We start from the raw sequence: 26,365 nt of genomic DNA, 5'->3' as shown, positions 1-26,365 counted from the left end.
TTTATCCATGACCCAAACCATCTCCATACAAAACCAAAATTTTACCCTTCACCCTTTGGGTGGAATTTTTTGGGTGGAAAAATCCATGTTACTGATCAGCGATGTCCATTTGGGAAAAATTGTGCATTTCAGAAAATTTGGCGCAGCAGTTCCACGAAAAGCGGTCCATAAAAACTATCTGCTCTTGGATAAAATTGTGGCTCATTTCAATCCCTTTCAAATCTGTTTTTTGGGAGATCTATTTCATTCGACCTTGAACAAAGAATGGGAACTATTTGAAAACTGGGTAAGCAAAACCCCTTCAGAAATCATTTTGGTGTCCGGCAATCACGATATTATATCCCCCCATAAGTTTGAAGAATTGGGAATCCCTATTTTTCAGGAGTTAATCTTGGATGATTTTCTATTGACGCATCATCCCGAAGAACGGGAAGGTTTGTTCAATTTCTGCGGACATATTCACCCCGCCATAAAGCTCAAAGGTTTTGGAAGGCAAAACCTTCGACTTTCCTGTTTTTTCAAGTCCAAAAACCAACTCATATTCCCTGCTTTTGGAGAGTTTACTGGCACTTATACCCTAAAACCCAAAAAGAATGACGAAGTTTTTGTCATTGTCGAGGATGAAGTGGTGAAAGTTTAATCCTAAAATGTCATTCCTGCGAAAGCAGGAATCCATAGTTAAAAATTTAGATGAGATTCCGTGTCAAGCACGGAATGACAAACATGAAATTCTTTTTGCAAAAAAACACCCGTAAAGCCCCCTCAAGGAAACTATTCATTCTATATTTGCCGCAAAGTTTTTGGATTGACCAAAGCATCGATTTTTCAACTTTTTGAACAGTCTCCCCAACTCGGGAAATTGAGGGATGCTATTGCCCATCCTTTCGCTTCGAGCGGTCATCCTGAGCCTGTCGAAGGAGGACTAGAAAACTCATCAAAATCAAAAATCACGGTAAAAGGCCTTACCGGTTCCTCCCTTTCGTTTACCGTTTCTTCTCTGTTCAATTCTTCCGAAGTACCATTTTTGGTTTTACTGAACGACAAAGAAGAAGCTGCATATTACCTCAATGACCTTGAACAATTGATTGGGGAAAAAGAAGTGCTTTTCTACCCTGGAAGCTATCGCCGACCTTATCAGATTGAAGAGACCGACAATGCCAATGTGCTGCTTCGGGCTGAAGTCCTCAATCGCATCAATTCCAGAAAAAAACCTGCGGTAATTGTCACCTATCCCGATGCACTCTTTGAGAAAGTAGTCACCCGAAAGGAGTTGGATAAGAACACGCTTAAAATTAAGCTGGAAGACACCTTATCGCTAGATTTTTTAAATGAGGTACTTTTTGAATATCAGTTCAATCGGGTGGATTTTGTTACTGAGCCCGGGGAGTTTTCGGTTCGTGGTGGTATTGTTGATGTGTTCTCATTTTCACATGATGAACCTTACCGTATCGAATTTTTTGGAGATGAGGTAGACAGTATCCGAACTTTTGATGTGGAAACCCAACTCTCTACTGAAAAAGTCAAAAAGATTACCATCATTCCCAATGTGGAAAATAAATTTCTGCAGGAATCGAGGGAAAGTTTTTTAAAATATATTTCACCCAAAACGGTCATTTTTTCCAAAAATCTGGATTTAGTCTATGGTCGAATTGATTCGTTTTTTGAAAAAGCTGAGGAAAGCTTCGCTAAACTTGAAAGCGAACTCAAGCATGCCAAACCCGAAGAACTTTTTGTGACTTCAACTTTGTTGAAATCCCAATTGGAAGGTTTTAAATTGGTAGAAATGGGTGGATTTGGTCATGCTGAGCCTGTCGAAGCACGACTTGATGGTGAAAAATCACACTTCGACAAGCTCAGTGTGACGTTCAACACCAAACCTCAACCGGCATTCAACAAAAAATTTGACCTGCTCATTGAAAATCTGAATGAAAACCATGCTTCAGGTTTTACCAATTATATATTTTGTTCCACCGAACAACAGGCCAAGCGTTTCAACGATATTTTCGAGGAAGTTGAAGAGACGGTTCATTACAAAACAGTGGTGTTTCCATTGTACCAAGGATTCATCGACCAGGATTTAAAACTGGCTTGCTATACGGACCATCAAATTTTTGAACGCTATCACAAATTCCAATTGAAGAATGGCTATGCCAAAAAACAGGCCATTACCCTTAAGGAACTGAACAAATTGGAAATTGGAGATTATGTGACCCACATCGATCATGGGATTGGGAAGTTTGGCGGACTTCAAAAAATAGATGTCGAAGGAAAAAAGCAAGAGGCAATCAAATTGGTGTATGGTGACCGGGATATTTTATATGTGAGCATCCATTCGCTCCATAAAATTTCAAAATTTAATGGTAAGGATGGCGCTCCTCCAAAAATCTATAAACTAGGCTCTGCAGCTTGGAAAAAACTAAAACAAAAAACCAAGAGTCGGGTCAAGAAAATTGCCTTTGACCTCATTAGAGTGTATGCCAAGCGTCGTTTGGAAAAGGGATTTCAGTATGCCCCAGATAGTTATTTGCAGCATGAACTTGAAGCCTCTTTCATTTATGAAGACACCCCTGATCAGGAGAAATCGACCCAGGATGTAAAACGAGATATGGAAAGTGAACGTCCCATGGATCGTTTGATCTGCGGGGATGTTGGTTTTGGAAAAACCGAAGTGGCGATTCGTGCTGCCTTCAAAGCAGTTGACAATGGTAAACAAGTAGCTATATTGGTGCCAACGACCATTTTGGCGTTTCAGCACAACAATACGTTTAAAAAACGATTGGGTGAGCTTCCGGTGACGGTCGATTATCTCAATCGATTTAGAACGGCCAAGGAAAAACGAGGAATCTTGGAAAGGCTAGCCGAAGGGAAAATTGATATCATCATCGGTACCCATCAATTGGTAAACAAAAATGTGCAATTCAAGGATTTGGGATTGCTGATCGTGGATGAAGAGCAAAAATTCGGTGTCTCGGTCAAGGATAAACTTAAATCCATCAAGGAAAATGTAGATGTGCTCACATTGACTGCCACCCCTATCCCTCGAACACTTCAATTTAGTTTGATGGCGGCTCGGGATCTATCGGTAATTAATACCCCACCTCCGAATCGTTATCCTATTGAAAGCAGGGTAATACGTTTTAATGAGGAAATCATCCGTGATGCAGTCTCATATGAAATCCAACGTGGTGGACAAGTATTTTTTATTCATAACCGTATTGAGAACATCAAGGAGGTGGCCGGGATGATTCAACGTTTGGTGCCGGATGCCAAAATCGGAATTGGTCATGGTCAAATGGAAGGCAAAAAACTAGAACAGTTGATGATGGCCTTTATGAATGGAGAATTTGATGTGCTTGTCTCTACCACCATTGTTGAAAGCGGATTGGATGTCACCAATGCCAATACCATTTTTATCCATAATGCCAATAACTTTGGATTAAGTGATCTACACCAAATGCGAGGTCGCGTTGGACGAAGCAACAAAAAGGCATTTTGTTTCTTTATTACCCCGCCTTACGAGGTGATGACACCGGACGCCCGAAAACGTATTGAGGCCCTTGAACAGTTTACGGAGTTGGGAAGCGGTTTTAATATCGCCATGAAGGATTTGGAGATTCGAGGTGCCGGAGACTTGTTGGGTGGTGAACAAAGCGGATTTATCAACGAAATTGGATTTGAGACGTATCAAAAAATATTAAGCGAAGCTATCGAAGAACTCAAAGAAAATGAGTTTAAAGAATTATATGAAGAGGTCGAGGGTCAACAAGAAAAAGTATATGTAAAAGATACCCAGCTCGATACTGATTTTGAATTGCTGTATCCCGACGATTACATTAACAACATTACGGAGCGCCTCAATTTGTACACTCAATTGAATGAGGTACAAGATGAAGAAGGGCTTCAGAAGTATGAACAGGAATTAAAAGATCGTTTTGGGGAACTCCCTTCTCAAGCCGTAGATCTCCTCAACTCGGTACGGATTAAATGGATTGCCAATAGTATTGGATTAGAGCGGGTCATTTTGAAAAAAGGCAAGTTCCTCGGGTATTTTATTGCTGATCAACAATCCGATTTTTATCAAAGTTCAGCCTTTACTCAAATGTTGAACTATGTGCAATCTAACCCAAGAACTTGTCAACTCAAAGAAAAGCAAACCCGTAATGGATTACGGTTGCTATTGGTTTTTGATGGAATCACCAGTGTGGAGAAGGTATTAAGGGTTTTGGAACCTTTATCTCCTTCATTGATTTAAAAGGAGATACAATAAAGTTACGGAAGAGATTGAATACTCTTTCTTCGGCTTCAAGAAAATATAATAAGCTCTAAATCATATTGTTTGGCGGAAATTACAATCATTTTGAAACTTACAACTGGCATAAATTTTGTGTTAAAAAATTTGTGTTAAATAACTTATGCACTACTTTTAATTATCTTATGTCGCAACAATCTACAAACACTTCAAGTTCAGAGTTAACTACCTTCGAAATAGTTGCCAATATTATTGGTGTGGTAGCTGCGGTTGGAGCCATTGCATATATTTTTAAGTCAATTGCTAAAAAAACTGAAACTCGAATTATTTCGAATGATGCTCGTCGAGTACTTGAAAACAAGGATGAGGCAAAACTTCTACGCGAGGCAATAGATACGTATCACGTAACCGGTGATTGGGAGAAAACCAAAATCGATAAAATCCTTTAAGTTGTTGTGAATCTTACATTCGGATTCATAGCTTTTTTTGTTTCGGTTATTATTCCTGGTATTCTTTTCAGAAGATTCTTTTATTATGGAGAATTCTCGAAACAATTTGATTCAAAAGACCCGGTATTACACAGTATTTTTTATAGCATTGTCCCTGGAGTTTGTATTCAAGTAATATGCTTTGTTTTAGGGGATTGGTTACTTTCCTTTGAAATTGACAATACTCAAATTTTTAATGTTTTTAAAGATTTCGTTTATAGTGGTGAAAAGGATATAAACCATGACACAGAATCTTTTCTTAATGACAGCTTAGATACATTTATTTATTATTCTTTATCGATATTTTTTGTGTCTATTGTCTCAGGGCATATAATATCAAGGATGATTAGATGGTGGGGTTTGGATAAGAAGTACAAAATATTAAAGTTTAAAAATCAGTGGTTCTATATTTTTAGCGGTGAAATCCTTGATTTTGAGAAGTTTGAGCTTGGAAAGACACTTACCACAGACATACAAATTCCTCACAATCAAAAAATATCTACTACATATGCTGATGTTTTGGTTGATAATACAGACGGAATGCGGGAGCTATATACTGGTTACGTTGTTGATTATGACTTATGCAGCGAAGATATTTCCCAGCTAGAAAGAATATATTTATTGGATGCTTATAGGTACAAGAAAAAGGACAAGGAATATGCTTTCGAAAAATCTTCTCCATTAATCAAAAAAGATTCTTCCAAGTTAGATATCTCTCTGGATGAGGTTGAAAAACAAGTAGAATACAAATCTAGAATTAGAAAAAAAATTCCAGGAAATGTTTTTGTTGTCAGCGGCAAAGACATCCTGAATATTAACTTAACCTATGTGCCATCAGAGAAAAAAAGAAAAATAAGAGAGCAACGCTCTCAAAAAACTCTTCAAATAATTTCCAACACATATTTTGTAATTAGCATTCTACTTATACTATTACATTTTACCTATAAAAGCATAGGCTTAAATGCAACTTGGTTTGGTGCCCATATAAGAGAGTCAAACTGGCTTGCAATAATCCTTGTTGGTATTGCCTGTATCCAGATACTTTCACTTTTCATACCTTCATTGGATCAAGAAAACAATAAATATCAATACAGACCAAAACATATCTTCGTTAGGCTAGTTGCTTTAATAATCCTTTACATTATTATATGCTTATTTCAATATTTGAAGTTGTTATCTCCAGAATTTCCTCTTTGGAATCCATTTATATAATCTTTGCCTGAATTTCAAAAGGTTTAGAATCATATCTTCGACCCATGCCTCAAAAACCAAAAACCTATTTTAATTGGAGCTCAGGAAAAGACTCGGCTATTGCACTATGTTACATGTTGCAACAAAAACAATATCAAATTGATTGTTTATTGACAACTGTCAATTCACATTATAATAGAGTCTCCATGCATGGTCTTCGAAAGGAGGTTTTGGAAACCCAGGCTAAAGCTATTGGAATCCCCTTGGATATTCTTGAAGTTCCCGAAAGCCCATCAATGGAAGAGTACAATGCTTTAATGGGCAACAAAATCAAGCACTTAAAAAGTCAGGGCTATACACACACCGCTTTTGGTGATATTTTTTTGGAAGACCTAAAGGTCTACAGGGAAAACATGTTATCCGTTGTTGGAATCCAAACGATCTTCCCCATTTGGAAAAGAGATACCCGAGAACTACTTGAGGAGTTTTTTGAATTGGGATTCCGAGCTGTCATTGTTTGCATCAACAATTCTAAGTTGGATGCTTCCTTTTTGGGAAAAGAACTTTCTTTGGAACTCATTGACCAGTTCCCAAAAGATGTGGATCCTTGTGGTGAAAATGGGGAGTTTCACACCTTTTGTTTTGATGGACCTATTTTTAATCGTCCGGTAGCATTTAAATTGGGGGAAACCATATTCAAAACCTATGATAATCCATCCAACAAAGAGAATCCCATCAAATTTGGATTTTGCGATGTTTTGCTAAAAAGCGTCGTAGACTAGCTTTACAAACTCTCCGATTTTTTGGGGTTCCAACCAGCGGGTCACTATCATTAATCCACTTTCTTGGTCTATTACTATAAAGTTACCACCAAAACCAGCAGCATAAAACAAATGCTCTGGAACGCCTTCCCAATGCCGAGATCCTTTTTTATTGAGCCACCACATATAACCATAATTAATATTAGGAGTTGAAGGCTCCGTTGCTTTTGCAATCCAATCTTCACTAATTATTTGCTGGTTATCCCATTTACCCTCATTTAAAAACACCAATCCAAAACGAGCCATATCTTCTGTATTGATAAACAATCCTGCACCAGAATGCCCTCCTCCTGTAACCGACTTCATCTGTATTCCATCAATTTCCGTCCACGCATGGTCATATCCGTGCCAACGCCAAGTAGTGGAAGCATCAATTTTATCCATAAAATGCTTTTTCAAAACCATTGGCAAAGGTTTACGCCATAGATGTGTAAGCGAATAGGACAAAACATTGACACGAACATCGTTGTATTCCATTACGGTACCCGGCTCATTGAGCATTCGAAATTTCCAATCGTCCAGTCCACCTTCCCTTGGAGGGCGATCCGCCCAGTCTTTCAATCCCCAAAGTTCCCCAGACCAATCAGAGTTTTGCTGGAGTAAATGTTCCCATGTTATTTTTTCATTGTGTACACCACCAAAGGTGCCATCCCAAATATACCCTTCCACCCTATCATCTATATTCGAGATAAGTCCTTTGTCCAAAGCCAGGCCTGCCGTGGTAGAAAGAAAGCTTTTGGTGACGCTAAAAGTCATATCAACCCGTTTGGTGTCTCCCCATGAAGCAAGTAGATAACCATTCTTCAGAATCATTCCCGCAGGTCCACCACGTTTCTTTGTCGGGCCTAGAATTTCATGAAAAGGCTCTCTTTGAAATCCTTTTAATATGGCCTGCCGTAAATCACGTGAACCCGAATATTCATTGTCCATTGCAAAATCAATGGCTGTTTGCAATTTCTTCTGGCTATAATCAAATTGATTGGGAAGTGCTTTTTTCCAAACCTCATTCCGCTGAGGAAAATATAACTCTTGACCTAACACAATAGGTTGTGCTATCAGCAAAAAGATTAAAAAGGTTGCAATGCGAATTCTTCTTTCCATAATAAATGGTGCTGGGTTTTCGAAATCAAGTTAGTGATTGAAATCTTTTTATTGACCCTTAGTAGAAGAAAATATAACAACCTTGCATTGTCTCCACAGCTTCAAAATGCTCTGAACCCGAACCCCGAACATCGAATTGTAGAACTTACTATAGTCCTTTCAAATCCTTTATGGTCTTAAAGGCTACGTCTACCTGTTCTTCGTTTACCAAAATGGTAAATTCGTTGGTAGTGGAGATTACCTCATAAAGTACAATACCTTCCCAGGCCAATCTCTGGAAGATAAAATAGTAGATTCCCGGCACCGAGACATTCTCTGCTGGTAATTTTACCGTAATCGAAGATAAATTCTGAGCTTTCTGGGTGCAGCGTTCATGCTTGAAGTGTTTTTCCACTACGCTGTCCATCACACTGCTGATTACAATATTGATTTCATTGACCCCTCTTGAAGAAGTATAAAAAACATCTTGGTTCATGTTTACTTCTTCCAACAATTTAGCCTGCTGGCCCAAAATGGTGTCAGACGCCAAAAATGTATAGTCCGTAAGAGAAGAACGTACCGTAATCTCGCCAATATTCTTAAGGACTTTAACAATTTTGTGGGTTGCTCGAAACTCCAAATCATCTGAAAGACGTTTGAGTGCCATAACTATCGCACCATCTTTAACCTCTTTACCCAAAGCATCTGAAATCTCCGGTTTTATCTGTCGTGATAAAGAGGTAAGATTGATTATTCCCTGCGCCAGTGCACTTTGCAGAAAAGGTTTCTTTTTAATGTAGTGTTCCACTACGGCCGAAATTGTTTTCATTTGATTGGTTTGGATTGGATTGGTAGAAGCAAAAATAACACATTGTTACAAATAAAACAAATGGTTAAAAATAATAAAATGCATTTTTCGTATGCTCAATTTCGAAAGTTGCCCCTTTTTTAAGAACCAAGATGAAATCGAAGCGTATCTCCACATCCAAGTTATTGTCTATTACATATTGATTGGCGGCCATAACAATCAAATTAATTTTCTTTTGATTGATAGTCTCCGAAATAGTTTCCAAAAAACCTTCCGTCCTAGATTTTACCTCCACAATAGAGACGATACCATCCTTTTCTGCTATAATATCTATCTCAGCCTTGAGGTATCTATAGTTTCTTTGGAGGATTTTATATCTCTTTTCCTTCAAAAAGTCTACTGCAATCTGCTCACCTTTTCTTCCAAATTCATTGTGTTTTCCCATGAATTTTGAAAAATATTAAAAAATATGTGCAGTTCATCGAAAATTTTGGTCGTTCATGGTCAAAACTGCGTTTAGGTTGTAATTTGTGATTCTGAACTGAACCACATCCAACGTTAACTAAACATAATAGTTGCCCCAAAACTATTGACCAATTAACGCCAGTCATTGCTATGGAGTACTTTATCAATTGTAATTCCTCAACCTTGGCGCCGTATACAGATCCTCTGGATCAATTACGTGCCACCCACTTGTATCGGAGGCTAGGTTTCAGCGCATCGGTACAGACTATTGATGCAGCTGTTAACCAAACAGCTGATACCCTTGTTGACAACCTAGTTGACCAAGCCCTTGCCCTTGGACCAATAGCCCCCCCTACATGGGCAGATTGGACCAATGCTGATTATCCCGCGGACGACGACCAAGCCGGTCAAATGCGAAGAGCTCAACAAGAAGAATTTGCCATTGCATATGGCAATTCCCTTTTAAACAACAATCTTCGAGATCGTTTAAGCTTTTTCTGGCATAATCATTTCGTTACGGAAATTGATGTTTATAACTGTAATTCATTCTTGTATTATTATATAGACTGTTTGCAACGAAACGCCATAGGAAACTTTCGAACCTTTGTAAGCGAAATTGGGTTGACCAGTGCTATGCTCTATTATTTGGATGGAGTACGAAACAGAGGAAACAATCCAAACGAAAACTATGCCCGCGAGTTGTATGAGCTTTTCACTCTTGGTGAAGGCAACAATTACACCGAAGAGGACATTATAGAAACCGCTAAAGCCATTTCAGGCTATACCGAAAACGGTGAAATAGGTTGTACACAAGTTACTTTTAATCCAGAGGATTTTAACACAGAAAACAAAACGATTTTCGGTCAAACCGGTAACTGGGGTTATGATGATGTCATCAATATTCTATTTACCGAAAGACCCAATGACATCGCATGGTTTATCTGTAAAAAGCTATACGAGTTCTTTGTACATCCAGATTCTGATGATGCAACCGGTAATGCCCAAACCATAATTAATGGAATGGCCGCAACCTTTACCGCCAACAACTTTGAAATTGCCCCAGTTCTCCGTCAACTTTTTAAAAGTCAGCACTTTTTTGATGAAACTGCAATAGGGGTTATTATTAAAAGTCCATTTGACCTTTATATGAACCTGATCAAAGAAACCGGTTTCATTTATAATGATAATACGGTTATCAATGTTATTGATGCATCAAGATTAATTGGACAAACCATGTTTGATCCATTTGATGTGGCCGGTTGGCAACGAGACAGACAGTGGATCAACACCAACTTTATTATTGGTCGTTGGTTGACCACTGAGGTGTTTTTGGAGCGCTTCTTCCAAGATAACCCTGAACAGTTTAGAGATTTTGCATTGTCAATAACGGGAAATGACGGTATAACCAGTAATAATCCTGATATCATTTCAAGACCAATTATTGATAGAATGTTACCTAAAGGATTGCTTACTGATGGTGAATATGAGAAAGCCTATGTAGCCTTTAGGAGTGATGTCGATGAAACATATTATGAAGGAGGCGCTACTCCCGATTGGACTTTATCTTCATGGCCAACAGCACCATCTCAAGTTTATCTGTTGTTACGCCATTTATCCAGAGAACCCGAATTTCAACTAAAATAACCTCTTCATCATGTGCGATACTCACCATACCCACGATACAACACCACACAAAGGCCTTGAACACGAAGGTCACGATTTAGAACATAAAGCATGGAGCAGACGGTCCTTTATCCAAGCATTGGGTATAGCCGGTTCTGGATCTATGTTCTTGGGAAGCAGTTTAGTTTCTGCCTCGGCCCCATCACCTTTAACATCTGCAATTGCAGATGCTGAGACCGATCATATTTTAATCTTAATAAGATTGTCTGGAGGAAATGATGGATTGAGTACTGTTATTCCCATACAACAATATGATACTTATGCTAATGCGCGACCTAACATTTACATCCCAGAAAGTAAGGTCCTAAAACTTACCGATGATTTCGGTGTACCTACTTATATGAATTCTTTGGAGCCCCTTTGGGGTGAAGGACAGTTTAAAGCTGTTCACGGAGTAGGTTATGAAGGGCAAAGTCTATCCCATTTTACAGGGTCCGACATTTTTGCCAACACTGATCTCACTACCACAGGTTTCACTGGATTAAATACAGGTTGGATGGGCAGACATTTTGAAGATTGTTACCCAGACTATTTAATTAATCCACCCGAAGCACCAGCGGCTATCCAAATCGGAAACCTATCTAATTTGGTTTTCCAGGGAGAGGAGACTAATTACGCATTTGTGACCAACAACATAGATCAGTTGGAAGAAATTGCGCAGACTGGATTCTTCTACGATATCGAAAATGCCCCATTCGATAACTGTATGTATGGCGATCAGCTTAAATTCCTAAGAGGGGTAGCCAATACCACATACGAATATGCCGGTAAAATTCACGAAGCATACGAAAGAGGGCAAAACCAAGTTGAATATCAAGACAACGGCTTTGCAAGACAATTGGCTCTTTTGGCAAGGTTGATCAAAGGTAACTTGGGCACCAAGGTATATATGATTTCCATGGGAGGTTTTGATACCCACGGTAATCAACCCCTTGCCCATGAGCGTTTAATGACCAATCTTTCCATTGCCATTAACAACTTCTATGAGGATATTGCTTTTACGGAACAAGATGACAAGGTATTGAGCATGACCTTCTCAGAATTCGGACGTCGAATTTTTGAAAATGGCTCAAACGGAACAGATCATGGTAAAGCTGCTCCAACCCTTTTCTTCGGGTCTGGGTTGAACGGAAGTGCCTTTGTAGGGGATCACCCGTCGCTGGACAGTCCCAATAGTAGAGGTAACTTGGAATATACTATGGATTTCCGAAATCTATATGGAACCGTACTCGCAGAATGGCTATGTGTACCTAGGGCAAAAGTGGAACAACATTTATTAGGTCATCCGTATCAAGCAATCGACTTAGGTTTCAACTGTAGCGGTGAAGTTTTTGATGATATTGCCATGGACAGTGATCCACCAACACTTCCGGATACTCCTCCGAGTCCAGATGGTATGGATCCAGATCCAGATGCTCTGGCTACAATTGTCCATAGACCTTATTATCCGCCAGAATCAGAACGTCTTCCACATATTCATTTGGAAATGCCCGTTGCTGCTCATGTTGACATTCAGCTTTACAACATTCTTGGTCAAAATGTAGGTACCGTTTTCAATGAGATGGTGCTTGAGGGGTCAGTTGAAATAAACATCCGTGAAAGGATGCGCGACAGTCTGGCAACTGGTAAATATATCTACCGAATTTCTGTAGGTGAAGAAAGAATGAGTAAATCTGTTATGATCATGTAGTTTTCATTATCAAAGTACAAATTCCAGAATCCTCCGATTGTGCATGTCCCCACCCCAATTTTGGAATGCGTGATTCGGAGGTTTCCTTTTTTGTAAAACACCCGTTCGGCTTTTCTTAAAATCAGTATTTTTGGGGCTTAATCCAAAATAGGAAATGTCTCAGAATACGACCCCAACTCGATACACTATAACCGCTGCTCTTCCATATACCAACGGTCCCATACATATTGGTCATTTGGCAGGTGTGTATGTTCCTGCCGATATCTATTCCAGGTACTTGCGTTTAAAAGGCAACGATGTAGCTTTTATTTGCGGTAGTGATGAACACGGTGTGGCTATTCCGATGAAGGCAAAAAAAGAAGGGGTCAGTCCGAAGGAAATTATTGATAAGTATCACGGAATCATCAAAAAATCCTTTACGGATTTTGGAATTTCCTTTGATAATTATTCCAGGACTTCTGCGGGAGTACATCATAAAACAGCGTCCGACTTTTTCAAAAAGTTATATGACCAAGGAGATTTTATAGAAGAGGTCACTGAACAACTATATGACGAAGAGGCCAAGCAGTTTTTGGCTGACCGCTTTGTTACAGGTACTTGCCCACGATGTGGCAACGAAGAAGCTTACGGTGATCAATGCGAAAACTGTGGTTCATCATTGAATGCTACCGACCTCATCAATCCAAAATCCACCATTACTGGGGGAATTCCTACACTAAAAAGGACCAAACACTGGTTTTTACCTTTGGATAGATATGAATCATTCCTAAAGGAATGGATTTTAGAAGGACATAAAAATGATTGGAAGCCCAATGTATATGGACAGTGTAAGTCTTGGATTGACGATGGCCTAAAACCACGTGCGGTAACACGTGATTTGGATTGGGGAATCCCCGTTCCGGTAGCAGACGCCGAAGGAAAAGTGCTTTATGTTTGGTTCGATGCGCCAATCGGATACATTTCGTCTACCAAGGAATGGGCCGAACGAGAAGGCAAGGATTGGGAACCTTATTGGAAAGACAAGAATACCAAATTGCTTCATTTTATTGGGAAAGACAATATTGTTTTCCATTGCATCATTTTTCCAAGCATGCTAAAAGCACATGGTGACTTTGTACTCCCCGAAAATGTACCTGCCAACGAATTCTTAAATCTGGAAGGAAACAAACTCTCCACCTCTAAAAACTGGGCCGTATGGCTACATGAGTATTTGGAGGAATTCCCAGATATGCAAGATGTACTGCGTTACGCATTAACGGCCAATGCCCCTGAAACCAAGGATAACGATTTTACATGGAAAGATTTCCAGGCCAGAAACAACAATGAGTTGGTCGCCATCTTTGGAAACTTTGTGAACCGTGTTGCCGTATTAACCCATAAGTATTACGATGGTGTTGTGCCAACTCCTTCAGAGTTCTCAGAGGTTGACAAACAGACTTTGGAAACCCTAAAGGGTTTTCCTAAAATTCTTGATAATTCGTTGGAGCGATACCGTTTTAGGGAAGCCAGTCAAGAGTTGATGAACCTAGCAAGACTGGGCAATAAATACCTGGCCGATGAAGAGCCCTGGAAACTCATCAAAACAGATGAAGAACGTGTAAAAACCGTAATGTACGTGGCCCTTCAAATTGCAACAGGTCTTGCCGTTCTTAGTGAGCCGCTTTTACCCTTCACTTCCGACAAGCTCAAGAACATACTAAATCTTGATTCGAATGAAGAAGATGTAAATTGGAATAGCCTAAGTACACAAAACGTCTTACTTGCATCAGAGCACCAAATCAATAAGAGTGAACTCCTCTTTCGCAAAGTAGAGGACAAAGAAATTGAGGCCCAATTGGCCAAACTGGAAGCCACAAAAAAAACAAACGAACAAATGGAGAAGGAAGTTGCCACACAAAAAGAAACCATCACCTTTGATGATTTCACCAAATTGGATATCCGTGTCGGAACTATTCTGGAGGCTGAAAAAATGCCAAAAGCCAATAAATTATTGGTACTGAAAGTCGATACTGGTCTAGATACCCGAACCATAGTATCTGGAATTGCCGAAAGCTTTAAACCTGAAGACATTGTAGGTAAGAAGGTTACTGTTTTAGTCAACCTTGCTCCCAGAAAACTTCGAGGAGTGGAAAGTGAGGGCATGATCTTAATGACCGAAAACCAAGAAGGTAAGTTGGTTTTTGTTAATCCTGATGAGGATAGGGTTGGGAATGGAGAAAGCATTAGTTAATCTTTCCCATATCAAAAAGAAGTTCCATGCAGCTCATTCCCTATATCCTTAAGCATACCCAGCTTTCTGAGAAAAGCGTTGCAAACACCATTGCCCTATTGAATGAGGATTGCACCATTCCTTTTATTGCCCGATACAGAAAGGAGCGAACTGGAAATTTAGACGAGGTCGAAGTCGGTGCCATTGTAAAGTTTAAAGGTGAGTTTGAAGCCATTCAAAAAAGAAAAATTGCCATTCTCAAGGCAGTTGAAGAGCAGGGACTTCTGACTCCTGAACTACAATCAAGATTTCAAAGCTGTGCGGACATAGCCAGTTTGGAAGATCTATATCTTCCTTTTAAAAAGAGCAAAAAAACCAAAGCGGAAACTGCGCGTAAAAATGGATTGGAACCGCTTGCAAAAATCATCATGTCGCAAAGAAGCGACGAGATTGAATTTATAGCTTCCAAATACCTCAACGATCAAGTTCAAAATGAGGACGATGCCCTGGAAGGCGCTCGACATATCATCGCCGAATGGATCAATGAGCGTACCGATATTCGAAACCAGCTTAGAAATCAACTGGGGCGTCATGCTATTTTAACGACCAAAGTCATCAAAACCAAAAAAGAAGATGAGAAAGCACAAAAATTCAGGGACTATTTTGATTGGAGCGAGTCGTTGAACCGTTGTCCTTCACATCGATTTTTGGCTATTTTGAGAGCTGAAAAGGAAGGTTTCATTCGAGTCAAAATTGAAATTGATGAAGAAAGGGCTTTGGACAATATCGAAAGGCGCATCATTAAATCCAATAATGCATGTACAGCGCAAATTGAGTTGGCCATTGCTGATGGGTACAAACGACTCTTATTCCCGTCGTTATCCAATGAACTCCTAAAGAATGCCAAAGAAAAAGCAGATACAGATGCTATTCAAGTTTTCTCCAAAAATCTAAAACAGCTGTTGTTGGGAGCACCTTTGGGTGAAAAACGCATTCTGGCAATTGACCCAGGCTTTAGAACGGGTTGCAAAGTGGTTTGCTTGGATGCTCAGGGCGACTTGCGACACAACGAAACTATTTACCCCCATGCTCCAAAAAATGATCGTACAGGGGCCATTAAAAAAATAAGCTCTCTGGTCGATGCTTATAAAATTGAGGCCATCGCCATTGGAAACGGAACTGCCTCTCGGGAGACGGAGCAATTGATCAAGCAAATCCCATTTAAAACCTCGTTAGAAGTCTTTGTGGTCAGTGAGGCCGGTGCTTCCATATATTCCGCTTCCAAAATTGCGCGGGTTGAATTTCCCAATTACGATGTTACCGTTAGAGGCGCTGTCTCCATAGGCCGCCGTTTGGCGGACCCTTTGGCGGAATTGGTGAAAATAGACCCAAAATCCATTGGTGTGGGCCAGTACCAGCACGATGTAGACCAAACCAAACTTAAAACCTCGCTTGACCTAGTTGTGGAAAGTTGTGTAAATTCTGTTGGCGTCAATATAAATACTGCCAGCATACCCTTGCTTAGCTATGTGTCAGGTATTGGGCCAAAATTAGCAGAGAACATTGTTGCGTATCGGAATGAAAATGGTGCTTTTACTAATCGTCAACAAATCAAAAAAGTGCCTCGTTTAGGAGGAAAAGCTTTTGAGCAAGGCGCGGGTTTTTTGCGCATCAAGGATGGTACAAACCCTTTGGATGATTCAGCGGTGCACCCTGAAAGCTACTCCATTGTAGAAAAAATGGCGAAAGACAAGACAATGCCCTTATCCGATATCATCAGAAATCAGACAGTACTACAGAACATTAATCTTCAGAAATATTGTACCACCACCATCGGGTTACCTACTTTGAAGGATATTTTAGAAGAGCTGGAAAAACCAGGTTTGGACAGAAGGGAAAAGGCCAAAGCTTTTACCTTTAACCAAAACATCAAACAAATCACTGATCTTCAACAAGGGCAACTATTACCCGGTATCGTCAATAACATAACCAATTTTGGGTGCTTTGTGGACATTGGAATCAAAGAAAGTGGACTAATTCATATTTCCAACCTGTCCGATTCGTTTGTGAAAGATGTAAACGAACATGTAAGTCTTCACCAACAGGTTATCGTCAAAGTTTTGGATGTGGATATTCCAAGAAAACGTATACAACTGGCCTTACACAAATAGTTTGCCCAGAATTTTATTAAATTGTTTCGTTTACGACCAATCATTTCTATGAAATCATCTACCCTTTTAGTGCTGTTCTTTTTTTCAGTCGCATCAAATGCCCAACAAGTCAATATTCAAAAAAACGACAATCTCTGGAACAACTTCACCTACGACATAGGCAATGTTTTTGGTGGAATTGGGCACGCTTATAGTCGCCCGTTTCATTGGCAAGGGAACGACTGGGCCAACTTTGGGTATATGGCTGCAGGAACCGCAGTACTTTTCACTGTGGATGACGAGTTAGACCATTGGGTCGGAGGGTTTAGAGACGATGTACCTGACTTTCTAGTCGACTACGGAAACGAGTACGGCAGCCCCGAAAACAACTACATGCTTACTGGAGGAGTGTACCTCGCGGGTCTTTTTACCAAAAACGAAAAATTAAGACGAACTGGGGTACTTTTGATTGCTTCCGCAACCGCCGGAGGGTTTTTACAACAAGTCAGTAAACGGATTATCGGCAGGGCCCGCCCCAAAAGTGGTCAATCATCTAACGAGTTTGACCCTTTCCATCTCAACAGGGTATTCAATTACGATTCTTTCCCTTCTGGGCACGCTATGTTGGCCTTTACCAACGCCTATGCTATTGCCAAACAATTTAAAAATCCGTGGGTCAAGGCTGGGATATATACGGTGGGGCTTATTCCTGCTTTTGCTAGGGTTACGGACAGGTTCCATTGGGTATCCGATGTAGCTTTTAGTACTGTGCTCAGTATTTTCATCGTGGAATCCATAGATCGCTATCTGGATGCCAAATACGACGAGAAGTACAACAATACCCAGAAAAAACTAAGTTGGAACCTCAATTTTGGCCCGGGAACTATGGGTGTGGCCGTTCGTTTTTAATATTCCAAAACAACCGGTCAGAAGAGTTAACTCCATTTTGTAATTTTATATTTCTAAAATCTAGAACATGCTATCCAAAAAACTTGAAAAAGCGCTCAATGAGCAAATTCGAATAGAAGCCGAGTCTTCCCAAGTATATTTATCCATGGCCTGTTGGGCCGAAGTAAAAGGTCTTGAAGGTGTTGCAGGGTTTATGTATGGACATTCGGATGAAGAGCGCATGCACATGCTTAAATTGGTGAAGTACGTGAATGAAAGAGGTGGACACGCCCATGTATCAGCACTAAAAGCTCCTAAAACCGAGTTCGGCACATTACAAGAGATGTTCCAAGAACTATACGACCACGAGATATTTGTATCGCAAAGCATTAATGAGTTGGTTCATGTTACCTTGGAAGAGAAAGATTATGCGACCCATAACTTTTTACAATGGTATGTGGCCGAACAATTGGAAGAAGAAGCTTTGGCCCGTACTGTTTTGGATAAAATCAATCTTATCGGGAATGATAAGGGTGGATTGTATTTATTTGATCGTGACATACAGCAATTGACGGTTGAAAGTGCTGCTTCTGATACGGCTGGGGAATAAATGTTGTTAAATATTTTATTTAGATTAATTTAAAATAGTATTTTTGGCCCGTTTGCTTATAGCAATGGGAAAAAAAAAGAAAATCAACAAGTCGCAGCTAAGGGAACTTTGCCCTGCTAACTGTAAGACAAAATGTTGTAAGAAATATAAAAAGAGTGAAAATAAGCGGTGCAAACGCTGCCCTTGTTTTGACCTATTAAAGAAAGTTGCCTAAGAAACCGCCCTAGAGCGGTTTTCTTTTTTAATTCCCTTTTTTTCTTGGAATATTCTGTACTACTTCTTCCGTTTCAGGTTCCAATAATTTGTCAAAATCCGCAGAAGAAAGGTACTCCCCCGCTTTCTTAAAGTACAGGTCGCTATGGCCGCAAGTGGTATCACAACTTCTAAGGTGGGAAAAATAAGCTTCCTTTTTACCTTTCATGTAAATAAGATATGACGTGAAGTCTGCAGTCCCCAAGTGACGCTCAAAATTCTGTTGATCGTTCCAATAATCCTGCTCATCTTGATGGTTCGCCATTTGAAAAGTATGCTCATAACTCGCATCGCGTTGTGCGAGCTTCTCATAAAATCGCAGTCCAAACTTTGCATGTACATTATCTTGGGCAAGTGCCCCGGCACAACAAAAGCTGGCAATAATCATGATATGTAAATGCATCGATTTCATCTCGACTTGGCTTCATATATAAGACATTCAATTTCACAAAGGGTTGCATCTCGTTTCTTTAATTTAGTGTTAAACATTGAAAATCAAAAAGAAAGGAGGTCAATTGACCTCCTTTCTCGTTAAGTTGCAATTGCTATTATTTACCCAATAGCAATAACTCATTACATTTGATTTCAGTGATATATCGTTTTTCGCCGTCCTTATTTTCATAAGATCGTGATACCAGTTTGCCTTCAATGGCAACCTCTTTTCCTTTCATAAGGTAATTTTCCGCAATTTCGGCGACTTTCCCCCAAGCCACAACATTATGCCATTGGGTATCCGTTACCTTTTCTCCCTGTCCATTTTTGTAGGTTTCATTTGTGGCTATGGAAAACTTTGCCAATTTGTTACCGTTTTCCATAACTACCATTTCTGGATCATTCCCTAAGTTTCCAATCAACTGTACTCTGTTTCTAAGTGAATTCATGATTTTAATTTTACGTGTTAAACAGTTAATACTATCGAACGCTCATCATTCGACAAGGCAAACTTAGCTAGATTGAAAAATGTCAATCGGTTTTAAAACATTTGTTTTCGTTTGTAAACGAATGTAAATGATTGCAAAAACTGAGCAAAATAAACCATATCAACCCCTAGATTCTTTTTCCGGTTCGGGAGGTTTATTGCACTCTAAGCTCTATCTGAATAGGATATTTGACACGATTTCCTAAATTTATCAAGAACAATCAAATCAACATATGGAACGAATTGGAATGGCCATTGCTGTTTTAATGGCTATTGGGGGTATAATCCTGACGGCCAATCTAGGGTGGCGTGGATGGTGGTCTGTCCTCATATACATCATAGTTGGTATTTCTGGGGAAGTCTCGGCATTTTTAGCGGCTGAAAACGTAGGGAACAGATACAGGCCGGGGGCGGGAATCGTCACTGCCGTCATAGCAATAGTTTTTACCATGGAATAAATGGAAACCATGTGAACCTGCCCATATTGTGTGTAGGTGCCCACTAAATACACAAAATGTGAAATACAACTGAAAACCTACAGTAAGAATAAGCAATTAATTACCTTTAGGGACAAGAGCAATCTCTGCTACGGGAAGTAACCCATAATCAATTTCGTATCTAGTCAACAAATGAAAAATATTGTCCTATTATTCCCTTTAGCTTTATTGTTTCTCAACTGCCTCGAATCTACTAATACAAAAAAAGAATCCGTTGAGACAAAGAATAAAGATGTTGAGCTGTTATCACTAGATGGTAAGCCCAACAAGCCTCTTATAGTTTTTATTACCGGAGATGAGGAGTATCGATCAGAGGAAGCTATGCCCCAAATGGCCAAAATCTTGAACCAACACCATGGGTTCAACTGCAAAGTACTTTTTGCCCAAAATCCAGATAAACCGGGAATAATCAATCCGAACTACAAAACCAACATTCCCGGATTGGAAAACTTGGTCGACGCGGATTTAATGGTCATTTTCACTCGTTTTAGAGCGCTTCCAGATCATCAAATGAAATTTATAAATGATTACCTAAAAAAAGGAAAGCCCGTCATGGGAATAAGAACGGCAACCCATGCCTTTCATTTTACAGAAAAGGATTCCTTATCATCATTCGGTCACTATGGAAATTACAATGACGATGAAGGATTATGGCAAGGAGGATTTGGAAGATTAGTACTTGGTGAAAACTGGGTAGACCATCATGGAAATCATGGACATCAGAGCACACGAGGATTGAGAGCATCAAATATGGAAAAACATCCATTATGGAATGGTATTGAAGAAGATTTAATCTGGGGGCCATCAGATGTTTATGAAATAAGATTACCGCTTCCCGAATCGTCGAAAGCAATTGTTATGGGCCAAACCATTGATAGATTGGGTGAATATGATAAAAACGATTCAAGATTAGGAATGCGACGCTCTGACACCATCCTTCCTAAAAAAATTGAAAAAAATGGGAGATTGATTGACCAAAACAATCCTATGATGCCAATTGTCTGGACCAAAAGCTATCAAATTCCCGGAGGACAAGAAGGGCGGTCCTTAACATCCACAATTGGGGCTGCGGTAGATCTTATCGAGGCAGGAACTCGAAGAATGATCGTTAATGGTGTCTTTTATCTTTTGAATCTTGAAGTGCCGGAAAAAGCTAACGTAGAAGCCATTGGAGATTACAATCCTTCAGCTTTTGGCTTTAAGGATGACTCTTATTGGCAGGAAAGAAATCTTACCATAGCAAAAATGAAATAAGCCCTTATTCCCAACAAGGAATAAATTCAATCAGCAGACTGAACACAGGGAAAATATTCATCTTCAAAAACTATTATCTTTATGGGATAACCAACAAAGCCATTTAGTGCGTAAACCAATCCCATGAAAAACCAAAAGATTGTCACCCTGCTATGCCTTTTTTTTACCGTGCTTCTTACTTCTGTTCCAACCAGTGCACAAACTAAAGACAAAGGGCCTTGGTGGCCTCACCCCATATGGGGGGCTGGTGATATGGCCGGTGGGTCTAACTGGATCACCCAAGAAAAGGTCCTCGATGCCATAAAGTTGGTGCAAACCGGGAAAATTTATGAATTGGGTCATGTTTACGAAGAATCCATGCCCATGTACGGGAAAAGAATCTATGAAATGCGAAGTCCGGCCACTCCATCTGGTGGACCTATAGGTTCAAATGGGTTAATTTATAATGAAGAATTTTTGGTTACGGAAATAGGTCAAGTTGGGACACAATTTGATGGCCCCGGGCACATTGGCACCCGGGTCACGTTTGAAGATGGAACTGAAAAAGATGTATACTACAATGGTTTTACCGGTGATGAAATGTATAGTCCCTACGGACTTAAAAAACTTGGGGTCGAAAACATTAAACCCATGGTAACCCGAGGTATTTTGATTGATATTGCCGCTTATAAAGGTGTCGATGCACTACCCAATAGTTACGAGGTCACTTTATCAGATATAAAAGGTGCCCTTAAAAAACAGGGCATTCCCGAAGATTTTTTTCAAAATGGTGACGCTATCTTTTTCAATTATGGATGGAGCAAATGGTGGACACAACCTGAAAAATATAACAGCAATCCACCCGGAATAGGAGTGGAAGCGGCTAAATGGATTGTTTCAAAAAACGCTGCAATGGTCGGTTCTGACCAATATGGAACCGAAGTGGAACCCAGTCCAATAGAAGGCGCTGCAGCTCCGGTTCACCAACTATTGGTCAACCAGAACGGTATTTTCAATTTGGAAAATCTTGATTTTGCGCCATTGATCGCTGACAACACCTACACCTTTCTTTTCATATTCACCCCTACTCCATTTAAAGGTGCCACGGGATCACCAGGTAGACCAATCGCTATCAAATAATTATTATCCCAATCAAAATAAATAAGAAAAACTCGTACCCAACATGTATCCGAGCCCTCCGAAGACATTAAACAAACTTAATTTTAAGAACCTCATTAAATTTATTGGTCCTGGAGCAATTATAGCTTCGGTCACCATTGGAAGTGGCGAACTGGTATGGGCATCACGTAGCGGTGCTATTTTTGGAACTTCCTTGATGTGGGCTTTTCTTGCTGCTGGAATCTTCAAGGGTTTACAGGTATATTCCTCAACCCGATATATTACGTTAACAGGTGTACATCCTATCACCGCATGGAACAAAACACGATTGTTAAAATGGTGGTTCCCTATATTATTTGTCGCCATTCCTACCATATTTACCATGCCGATTTTGTTTTCTGGAATTTCAGAAACCATTGGTTACTACTCATTGCGGCTTTTGGGCATTGAGGAAACATCGGGTGCAATTGGGTCTTGGGAGCAGTTCGAGTTTTTTGGAAACATCGCAGCAACCGTTATTTTAGGGTCTTGTTTTATACTGAGCATCTCAACAGGATTAAAACTATTGGAAAAAATATCAATTGCGGTATTAGCCACATTGATTACTTGCCTTTTGATTTCGGCTATTCTACTTCAACCCGATCTTATGGGCATCTTAAAAGGATTGATTCCAGGTCAAGTTCCTGAATTTGAACCTTGGGTAGCAGAAAAATATGGAGATACCATAGCTAGTAGGAGCAAATGGGCAGAAATGGCACTTTACTTGACCGCGGTTGGCGGGGGCACCTATGACTATTTAGGCTATGTTGGTCTTATTCGGGATAAGAGATGGGGGCTTGCCGGTAGAAAAGAAGCCACCAAACAGCAACTTGAGGACGCTATATCCAAAGATTCGAGTCAATTGAAAAATGCCAGAAAATGGCTTAGGGCACCTATGATGGACACGACTTCTTCCTTCTTTTTTGTAACCTTGGTCACACTCTTGTTCGTTATTATGGGAGCTTCTGTATTGAATCCAGCCCATGAAATTCCATCTGGAAATGATTTGTTGAACAAACAAGAGGGCTTTCTTTCATTAGTGCATCCTTATCTGACATGGATATACCGTGGCGGTGTATTTTTTGCCTTTATCGGGACCTTGTACGGTGCTTTTGAAATCTATCGACATAGTGTACTTGAGGTAATTAGAGCAATAAGTTCTAAACTGGTTGAAGGGAGCAAAACAACCTTTTGGCGCAAAGCAACCAATGCTTATTGTATTGGCTTTGCTCTTTTATTGATTTGGCTTCCCCAGTTTTTGAGTGGCAATATTGTGGATAGGATGGTTTTAGGTGCCGTGGTCGGAGGTGCACTGACCTGCGGATTATGGTGTTTTGCTATGCTCATTATTGACAGGGTACACTTACCCAAAGCCTTGCGTATGGGAAAATGGCTAAAAATGGGGGTGATTTTGGCCGGTACCGTGCTTACCTATTTGGGTGTACTTTCGCTGTTTGACTATTTTTCGTAAAAGGGTTAGTTGTTGATCAAAAAAGATGAGCGCTTAGATTTTAGCCTTAGTCTTTCATTTATATTTCACCACAATTTGCGGATTAGTCTGGGTAAGGTGCTTTATAAACCCAGCCCTGTCCTTTGGAGAGATTAAAACACTGCCATATTTGTTGTATTTTATCTTAAGACGGTCCAAAGAAGCTGCTGGAGCACCAATCAAACTGTTGCTTTCAGTTATGGATCGAATAGTCGATATATCAATCCGTTTGTTCATCCAAATCCCTACTCTAATTATCAAGGTATTTCCATCAATCACATAGTAAATCGAGAAAAAAAAATATAACGAGAACAATAATACAGCAAGGTTTATGGACAATCCCAGCCAGTTTTCTGCTGAGATGATTGGAATAGTGCTACCTATCAAAACAGCTAAAACAAATAACAACAGGCCATAACTGATTTTTGATGGGTATTTTTTCATATATAAATGTGCTGATTTAGTTTTTATAAAGATATTCTATAAGATTGGTATCCAAATTTAAATCAGCGTTACATCAAAAAACATGGAAACCTTATTTCTAAATGAAATCCATTACGTGATGCTCAGTTTGATTTTATAACTTATACTGGCTCTTTTAAAACCGCAAGAATCGGGTTTTCATTACCAAAGGTCCATCCTATTTTTGAACTGTAAAACAAATATCATGGAGCGTCAGGAAAACATCAACTACAATCGAATTGCCAAAGCCATTGCTCACATCAACACCAATTTTAGAGAGCAACCCTCTTTGGATGAAATTGCGGAGAAAGTACATCTAAGTCCCTTTCATTTTCAGCGGATGTTCAAGGAGTGGGCAGGTATTAGTCCCAAAAAGTTTTTGCAGTACACCAGTGTTCAACACGCAAAAAAAATTTTAAGTGCGGATAATACCACGCTTTTTGATGCAGCTATGGATACCGGACTGTCAGGAACAAGTCGATTGCACGATTTATTCATTTCAATAGAAGGAATGACCCCGGGAGAATTCAAAAATGATGGCGAAAACCTGAATATCAACTATAGTTATGCACACAGTCCATTTGGACTTGTAGTTATCGCTTCAACCCCCAAAGGGGTATGTCATATCTCGTTTACTGAAGATGAGGAAAAAGGGCTTTATGAGCTAAAAAGTCAATTTCCAAAGGCTAGGTATCATCAAAGAGTAGATCAAATGCAGGCCAATGCGCTTTTGGTTTTTGGTAAGGACTGGAGTCAGGTCTCTGACATCAAACTTCATCTAAAAGGAACTGATTTTCAACTAAAAGTTTGGGAGTCGCTGCTCAAAATACCAAAAGGGAACCTCTCCACGTATGGAAAAATTGCCAAAATGGTCGACAAACCAAAAGCTTCAAGAGCTGTTGGAACAGCTATCGGCAGCAACCCCATTGCGTATTTGATCCCATGCCATAGAGTAATTCAATCCTCTGGAGGATTCGGAGGTTATCGCTGGGACGGTGTGCGCAAAACTGCAATTATCGGATGGGAAGCCGCTCAAGTTCAATAAATGAAAAGTCTGGAAAGAAACTTGGAGGGAATCTCCTGGGAAAGTGTTCAACAGGAATTATATGAACAAGGGTATTCCGTTATTGAAAATGTGTTGGACAATCAACATTGTATTGAACTCATCGAAGCGTTTGAAAATAGCCCAATGTATCGAAAGGAAGTCGATATGGAACGGTTTCGATTTGGGAAAGGAAGGTACAAATACTTCAAATATCCTTTGCCAGATGTAATCGAACGGATTAGGGAATATACTTATCCAAAATTGGTGTCCGTTGCCAATCAATGGATGAATGATTTGAAAATTGGAATCTCATTTCCATTCAAATTAGCCGAACTTCGCACAACTTGTGCCGATAACGGACAGCTGTTGGCAACACCTCTCATATTACAGTACAAGGAAGGAGGGTTCAACACTTTACATCAGGATTTGTACGGCGAGGTCTATTTTCCGATGCAGGCAGTACTCTTTTTGAATGATAGAGATATCGATTACACTGGAGGTGAATTTGTTCTAACACAACAAATCCCGAGGGCCCAATCCCAAGCCATCGTGCTCCGTCCAAAAAAAGGTTCAATGTTATTGTTTACTACCAATTTTAGACCCGTTAAAGGTAAAAAAGGTCATTATAGAGTAGCCATGAAGCACGGGGTAAGTAAAGTACATTCAGGTGAACGCTACACCTTGGGCATCATTTTTCACGATGCTTCAACATAATATGGTTTCACATCAGGAGTTGACACCTTCCGAACTTTTCTGGGCATTGAAGCATCAAAAAATACGATGGGCAGGTAATAAGAACTTAAAAATATATGGGTCATTACGCTGCAAATCTGGAAAACGCATGAAGAAGTCCAACGACTTAATAGCCAATACAGTTTTAGGCCAACACTTCAGATTTTTCAAAAGAACGTACCGATTCTGCTTTTTTAAGCAGAATCTATGGTAAAGATAAGATTTTAAAGAATGTTAAAAAAGGTA

The 26,365-nt window shown here is 39.8% G+C and carries 23 protein-coding genes; 17 read left to right on the top strand and 6 right to left on the bottom strand.

From position 1 onward, the window contains the following. Positions 1-7 precede the first annotated feature (7 nt). The 5 genes from pdeM (at position 8) to E4661_RS09905 (ending at position 6,710) form a co-directional block, all read left to right on the top strand. Positions 8-640: a ligase-associated DNA damage response endonuclease PdeM gene (gene pdeM, locus E4661_RS09925; RefSeq protein WP_136466850.1), complete on the top strand. Its 633-nt coding sequence runs from the start codon at positions 8-10 to the stop codon at positions 638-640. A gap of 165 nt (positions 641-805) precedes the next feature. Further along, entirely contained in the window at positions 806-4,252 is a 3,447-nt protein-coding gene (gene mfd, locus E4661_RS09920; protein WP_136466848.1) for a transcription-repair coupling factor, read from the top strand. A gap of 182 nt (positions 4,253-4,434) precedes the next feature. Next, positions 4,435-4,698, top strand: a complete 264-nt coding sequence (locus E4661_RS09915; protein ID WP_136466846.1) for a hypothetical protein — start codon at positions 4,435-4,437, stop codon at positions 4,696-4,698. 6 nt (positions 4,699-4,704) lie between these two features. Then, the gene (locus E4661_RS09910) at positions 4,705-5,949 is read left to right on the top strand and encodes a hypothetical protein (RefSeq protein WP_136466844.1); all 1,245 of its coding nucleotides are present in this window, start codon (positions 4,705-4,707) and stop codon (positions 5,947-5,949) included. Positions 5,950-5,993: 44 nt separating this feature from the next. After that, positions 5,994-6,710, top strand: coding sequence for a Dph6-related ATP pyrophosphatase (locus E4661_RS09905; protein ID WP_136466842.1), 717 nt, complete (start codon positions 5,994-5,996; stop codon positions 6,708-6,710). On the opposite strand, the gene E4661_RS09900 is transcribed toward E4661_RS09905, so the two are convergent. The 3 genes from E4661_RS09900 to E4661_RS09890 form a co-directional block, all read right to left on the bottom strand. Continuing rightward, positions 6,690-7,850 carry a serine hydrolase domain-containing protein gene (locus E4661_RS09900; RefSeq protein ID WP_136466840.1) on the bottom strand — a complete coding sequence of 387 codons (1,161 nt, stop codon included), beginning with the start codon at positions 7,848-7,850 and terminating at the stop codon, positions 6,690-6,692. The two genes, E4661_RS09905 and E4661_RS09900, sit on opposite strands and share 21 nt — an antisense overlap. A gap of 148 nt (positions 7,851-7,998) precedes the next feature. Further along, positions 7,999-8,658, bottom strand: coding sequence for an aspartate kinase (locus tag E4661_RS09895; RefSeq protein WP_136466838.1), 660 nt, complete (start codon positions 8,656-8,658; stop codon positions 7,999-8,001). A gap of 64 nt (positions 8,659-8,722) precedes the next feature. Next, positions 8,723-9,082: a YraN family protein gene (locus E4661_RS09890; protein ID WP_136466836.1), complete on the bottom strand. Its 360-nt coding sequence runs from the start codon at positions 9,080-9,082 to the stop codon at positions 8,723-8,725. Positions 9,083-9,252: 170 nt separating this feature from the next. Here E4661_RS09890 and E4661_RS09885 point away from each other — a divergent pair, with 170 nt between their 5' ends. The 6 genes from E4661_RS09885 (at position 9,253) to E4661_RS09860 (ending at position 18,332) form a co-directional block, all read left to right on the top strand. After that, on the top strand, positions 9,253-10,746 hold the full coding sequence (locus E4661_RS09885; protein WP_136466834.1) for a DUF1800 domain-containing protein: 1,494 nt from the start codon (positions 9,253-9,255) through the stop codon (positions 10,744-10,746). Between the two features lie 10 nt (positions 10,747-10,756). Next, positions 10,757-12,475: a DUF1501 domain-containing protein gene (locus E4661_RS09880; protein WP_136466831.1), complete on the top strand. Its 1,719-nt coding sequence runs from the start codon at positions 10,757-10,759 to the stop codon at positions 12,473-12,475. 154 nt (positions 12,476-12,629) lie between these two features. Beyond that, on the top strand, positions 12,630-14,705 hold the full coding sequence (metG, locus tag E4661_RS09875) for a methionine--tRNA ligase (RefSeq protein ID WP_136466828.1): 2,076 nt from the start codon (positions 12,630-12,632) through the stop codon (positions 14,703-14,705). A gap of 26 nt (positions 14,706-14,731) precedes the next feature. After that, positions 14,732-16,855, top strand: coding sequence for a Tex family protein (locus E4661_RS09870; protein ID WP_136466825.1), 2,124 nt, complete (start codon positions 14,732-14,734; stop codon positions 16,853-16,855). Between the two features lie 48 nt (positions 16,856-16,903). Beyond that, on the top strand, positions 16,904-17,743 hold the full coding sequence (locus tag E4661_RS09865) for a phosphatase PAP2 family protein (RefSeq protein WP_136466823.1): 840 nt from the start codon (positions 16,904-16,906) through the stop codon (positions 17,741-17,743). A 67-nt stretch (positions 17,744-17,810) separates the two neighbouring features. Further along, positions 17,811-18,332: a ferritin gene (locus E4661_RS09860; RefSeq protein ID WP_136466821.1), complete on the top strand. Its 522-nt coding sequence runs from the start codon at positions 17,811-17,813 to the stop codon at positions 18,330-18,332. A gap of 241 nt (positions 18,333-18,573) precedes the next feature. Here the strand turns inward: E4661_RS09860 and E4661_RS09855 are convergent, their stop codons facing one another. Further along, entirely contained in the window at positions 18,574-18,987 is a 414-nt protein-coding gene (locus E4661_RS09855) for a hypothetical protein (RefSeq protein WP_136466819.1), read from the bottom strand. A gap of 145 nt (positions 18,988-19,132) precedes the next feature. Continuing rightward, entirely contained in the window at positions 19,133-19,465 is a 333-nt protein-coding gene (locus tag E4661_RS09850) for a single-stranded DNA-binding protein (RefSeq protein ID WP_136466817.1), read from the bottom strand. Positions 19,466-19,736: 271 nt separating this feature from the next. On the opposite strand from E4661_RS09850, the gene E4661_RS09845 reads away from it, so the two are divergent. The 4 genes from E4661_RS09845 to E4661_RS09830 all read left to right on the top strand — a co-directional run bounded on the left by E4661_RS09845 (position 19,737) and on the right by E4661_RS09830 (position 23,862). Continuing rightward, complete coding sequence (locus E4661_RS09845; protein WP_136466815.1) at positions 19,737-19,961, top strand: hypothetical protein; 225 nt, start codon at positions 19,737-19,739, stop codon at positions 19,959-19,961. A gap of 171 nt (positions 19,962-20,132) precedes the next feature. Then, positions 20,133-21,254 (top strand): hypothetical protein, encoded by a 1,122-nt coding sequence (locus tag E4661_RS09840; protein WP_136466812.1) that lies wholly within the window; start codon positions 20,133-20,135, stop codon positions 21,252-21,254. 123 nt (positions 21,255-21,377) lie between these two features. Beyond that, positions 21,378-22,373, top strand: coding sequence for a cyclase family protein (locus E4661_RS09835; protein WP_136466810.1), 996 nt, complete (start codon positions 21,378-21,380; stop codon positions 22,371-22,373). 43 nt (positions 22,374-22,416) lie between these two features. Continuing rightward, positions 22,417-23,862, top strand: a complete 1,446-nt coding sequence (locus tag E4661_RS09830) for a hypothetical protein (protein WP_136466808.1) — start codon at positions 22,417-22,419, stop codon at positions 23,860-23,862. Positions 23,863-23,916: 54 nt separating this feature from the next. On the opposite strand, the gene E4661_RS09825 is transcribed toward E4661_RS09830, so the two are convergent. Then, on the bottom strand, positions 23,917-24,324 hold the full coding sequence (locus E4661_RS09825) for a PH domain-containing protein (protein WP_136466806.1): 408 nt from the start codon (positions 24,322-24,324) through the stop codon (positions 23,917-23,919). A gap of 223 nt (positions 24,325-24,547) precedes the next feature. Here E4661_RS09825 and E4661_RS09820 point away from each other — a divergent pair, with 223 nt between their 5' ends. Both E4661_RS09820 and E4661_RS09815 read left to right on the top strand, forming a co-directional pair. After that, positions 24,548-25,387, top strand: a complete 840-nt coding sequence (locus E4661_RS09820; RefSeq protein ID WP_136466804.1) for a methylated-DNA--[protein]-cysteine S-methyltransferase — start codon at positions 24,548-24,550, stop codon at positions 25,385-25,387. Continuing rightward, positions 25,388-26,101 carry a 2OG-Fe(II) oxygenase gene (locus E4661_RS09815; RefSeq protein WP_136466802.1) on the top strand — a complete coding sequence of 238 codons (714 nt, stop codon included), beginning with the start codon at positions 25,388-25,390 and terminating at the stop codon, positions 26,099-26,101. Positions 26,102-26,365: the final 264 nt, after the last annotated feature.

The organism is Flagellimonas onchidii (genome assembly GCF_004804315.1).
In the GTDB taxonomy this organism is placed as follows: domain Bacteria; phylum Bacteroidota; class Bacteroidia; order Flavobacteriales; family Flavobacteriaceae; genus Flagellimonas; species Flagellimonas onchidii.
The sequence above is the reverse complement of the archived record's forward strand: the minus strand, read 5'-3'. Positions and strand labels throughout refer to the sequence as shown.

Coding starts and splice junctions, on each gene's coding strand:
- pdeM (WP_136466850.1), top strand. CDS start 8: ATGACCCAAACCATCTCCATACAAAACCAAAATTTTACCCTTCACCCT.
- E4661_RS09915 (WP_136466846.1), top strand. CDS start 4,435: ATGTCGCAACAATCTACAAACACTTCAAGTTCAGAGTTAACTACCTTC.
- E4661_RS09905 (WP_136466842.1), top strand. CDS start 5,994: ATGCCTCAAAAACCAAAAACCTATTTTAATTGGAGCTCAGGAAAAGAC.
- E4661_RS09900 (WP_136466840.1), bottom strand. CDS start 7,850: ATGGAAAGAAGAATTCGCATTGCAACCTTTTTAATCTTTTTGCTGATA.
- E4661_RS09895 (WP_136466838.1), bottom strand. CDS start 8,658: ATGAAAACAATTTCGGCCGTAGTGGAACACTACATTAAAAAGAAACCT.
- E4661_RS09890 (WP_136466836.1), bottom strand. CDS start 9,082: ATGGGAAAACACAATGAATTTGGAAGAAAAGGTGAGCAGATTGCAGTA.
- E4661_RS09885 (WP_136466834.1), top strand. CDS start 9,253: ATGGAGTACTTTATCAATTGTAATTCCTCAACCTTGGCGCCGTATACA.
- E4661_RS09880 (WP_136466831.1), top strand. CDS start 10,757: ATGTGCGATACTCACCATACCCACGATACAACACCACACAAAGGCCTT.
- metG (WP_136466828.1), top strand. CDS start 12,630: ATGTCTCAGAATACGACCCCAACTCGATACACTATAACCGCTGCTCTT.
- E4661_RS09870 (WP_136466825.1), top strand. CDS start 14,732: ATGCAGCTCATTCCCTATATCCTTAAGCATACCCAGCTTTCTGAGAAA.
- E4661_RS09865 (WP_136466823.1), top strand. CDS start 16,904: ATGAAATCATCTACCCTTTTAGTGCTGTTCTTTTTTTCAGTCGCATCA.
- E4661_RS09860 (WP_136466821.1), top strand. CDS start 17,811: ATGCTATCCAAAAAACTTGAAAAAGCGCTCAATGAGCAAATTCGAATA.
- E4661_RS09855 (WP_136466819.1), bottom strand. CDS start 18,987: ATGCATTTACATATCATGATTATTGCCAGCTTTTGTTGTGCCGGGGCA.
- E4661_RS09850 (WP_136466817.1), bottom strand. CDS start 19,465: ATGAATTCACTTAGAAACAGAGTACAGTTGATTGGAAACTTAGGGAAT.
- E4661_RS09845 (WP_136466815.1), top strand. CDS start 19,737: ATGGAACGAATTGGAATGGCCATTGCTGTTTTAATGGCTATTGGGGGT.
- E4661_RS09840 (WP_136466812.1), top strand. CDS start 20,133: ATGAAAAATATTGTCCTATTATTCCCTTTAGCTTTATTGTTTCTCAAC.
- E4661_RS09835 (WP_136466810.1), top strand. CDS start 21,378: ATGAAAAACCAAAAGATTGTCACCCTGCTATGCCTTTTTTTTACCGTG.
- E4661_RS09830 (WP_136466808.1), top strand. CDS start 22,417: ATGTATCCGAGCCCTCCGAAGACATTAAACAAACTTAATTTTAAGAAC.
- E4661_RS09825 (WP_136466806.1), bottom strand. CDS start 24,324: ATGAAAAAATACCCATCAAAAATCAGTTATGGCCTGTTGTTATTTGTT.
- E4661_RS09820 (WP_136466804.1), top strand. CDS start 24,548: ATGGAGCGTCAGGAAAACATCAACTACAATCGAATTGCCAAAGCCATT.
- E4661_RS09815 (WP_136466802.1), top strand. CDS start 25,388: ATGAAAAGTCTGGAAAGAAACTTGGAGGGAATCTCCTGGGAAAGTGTT.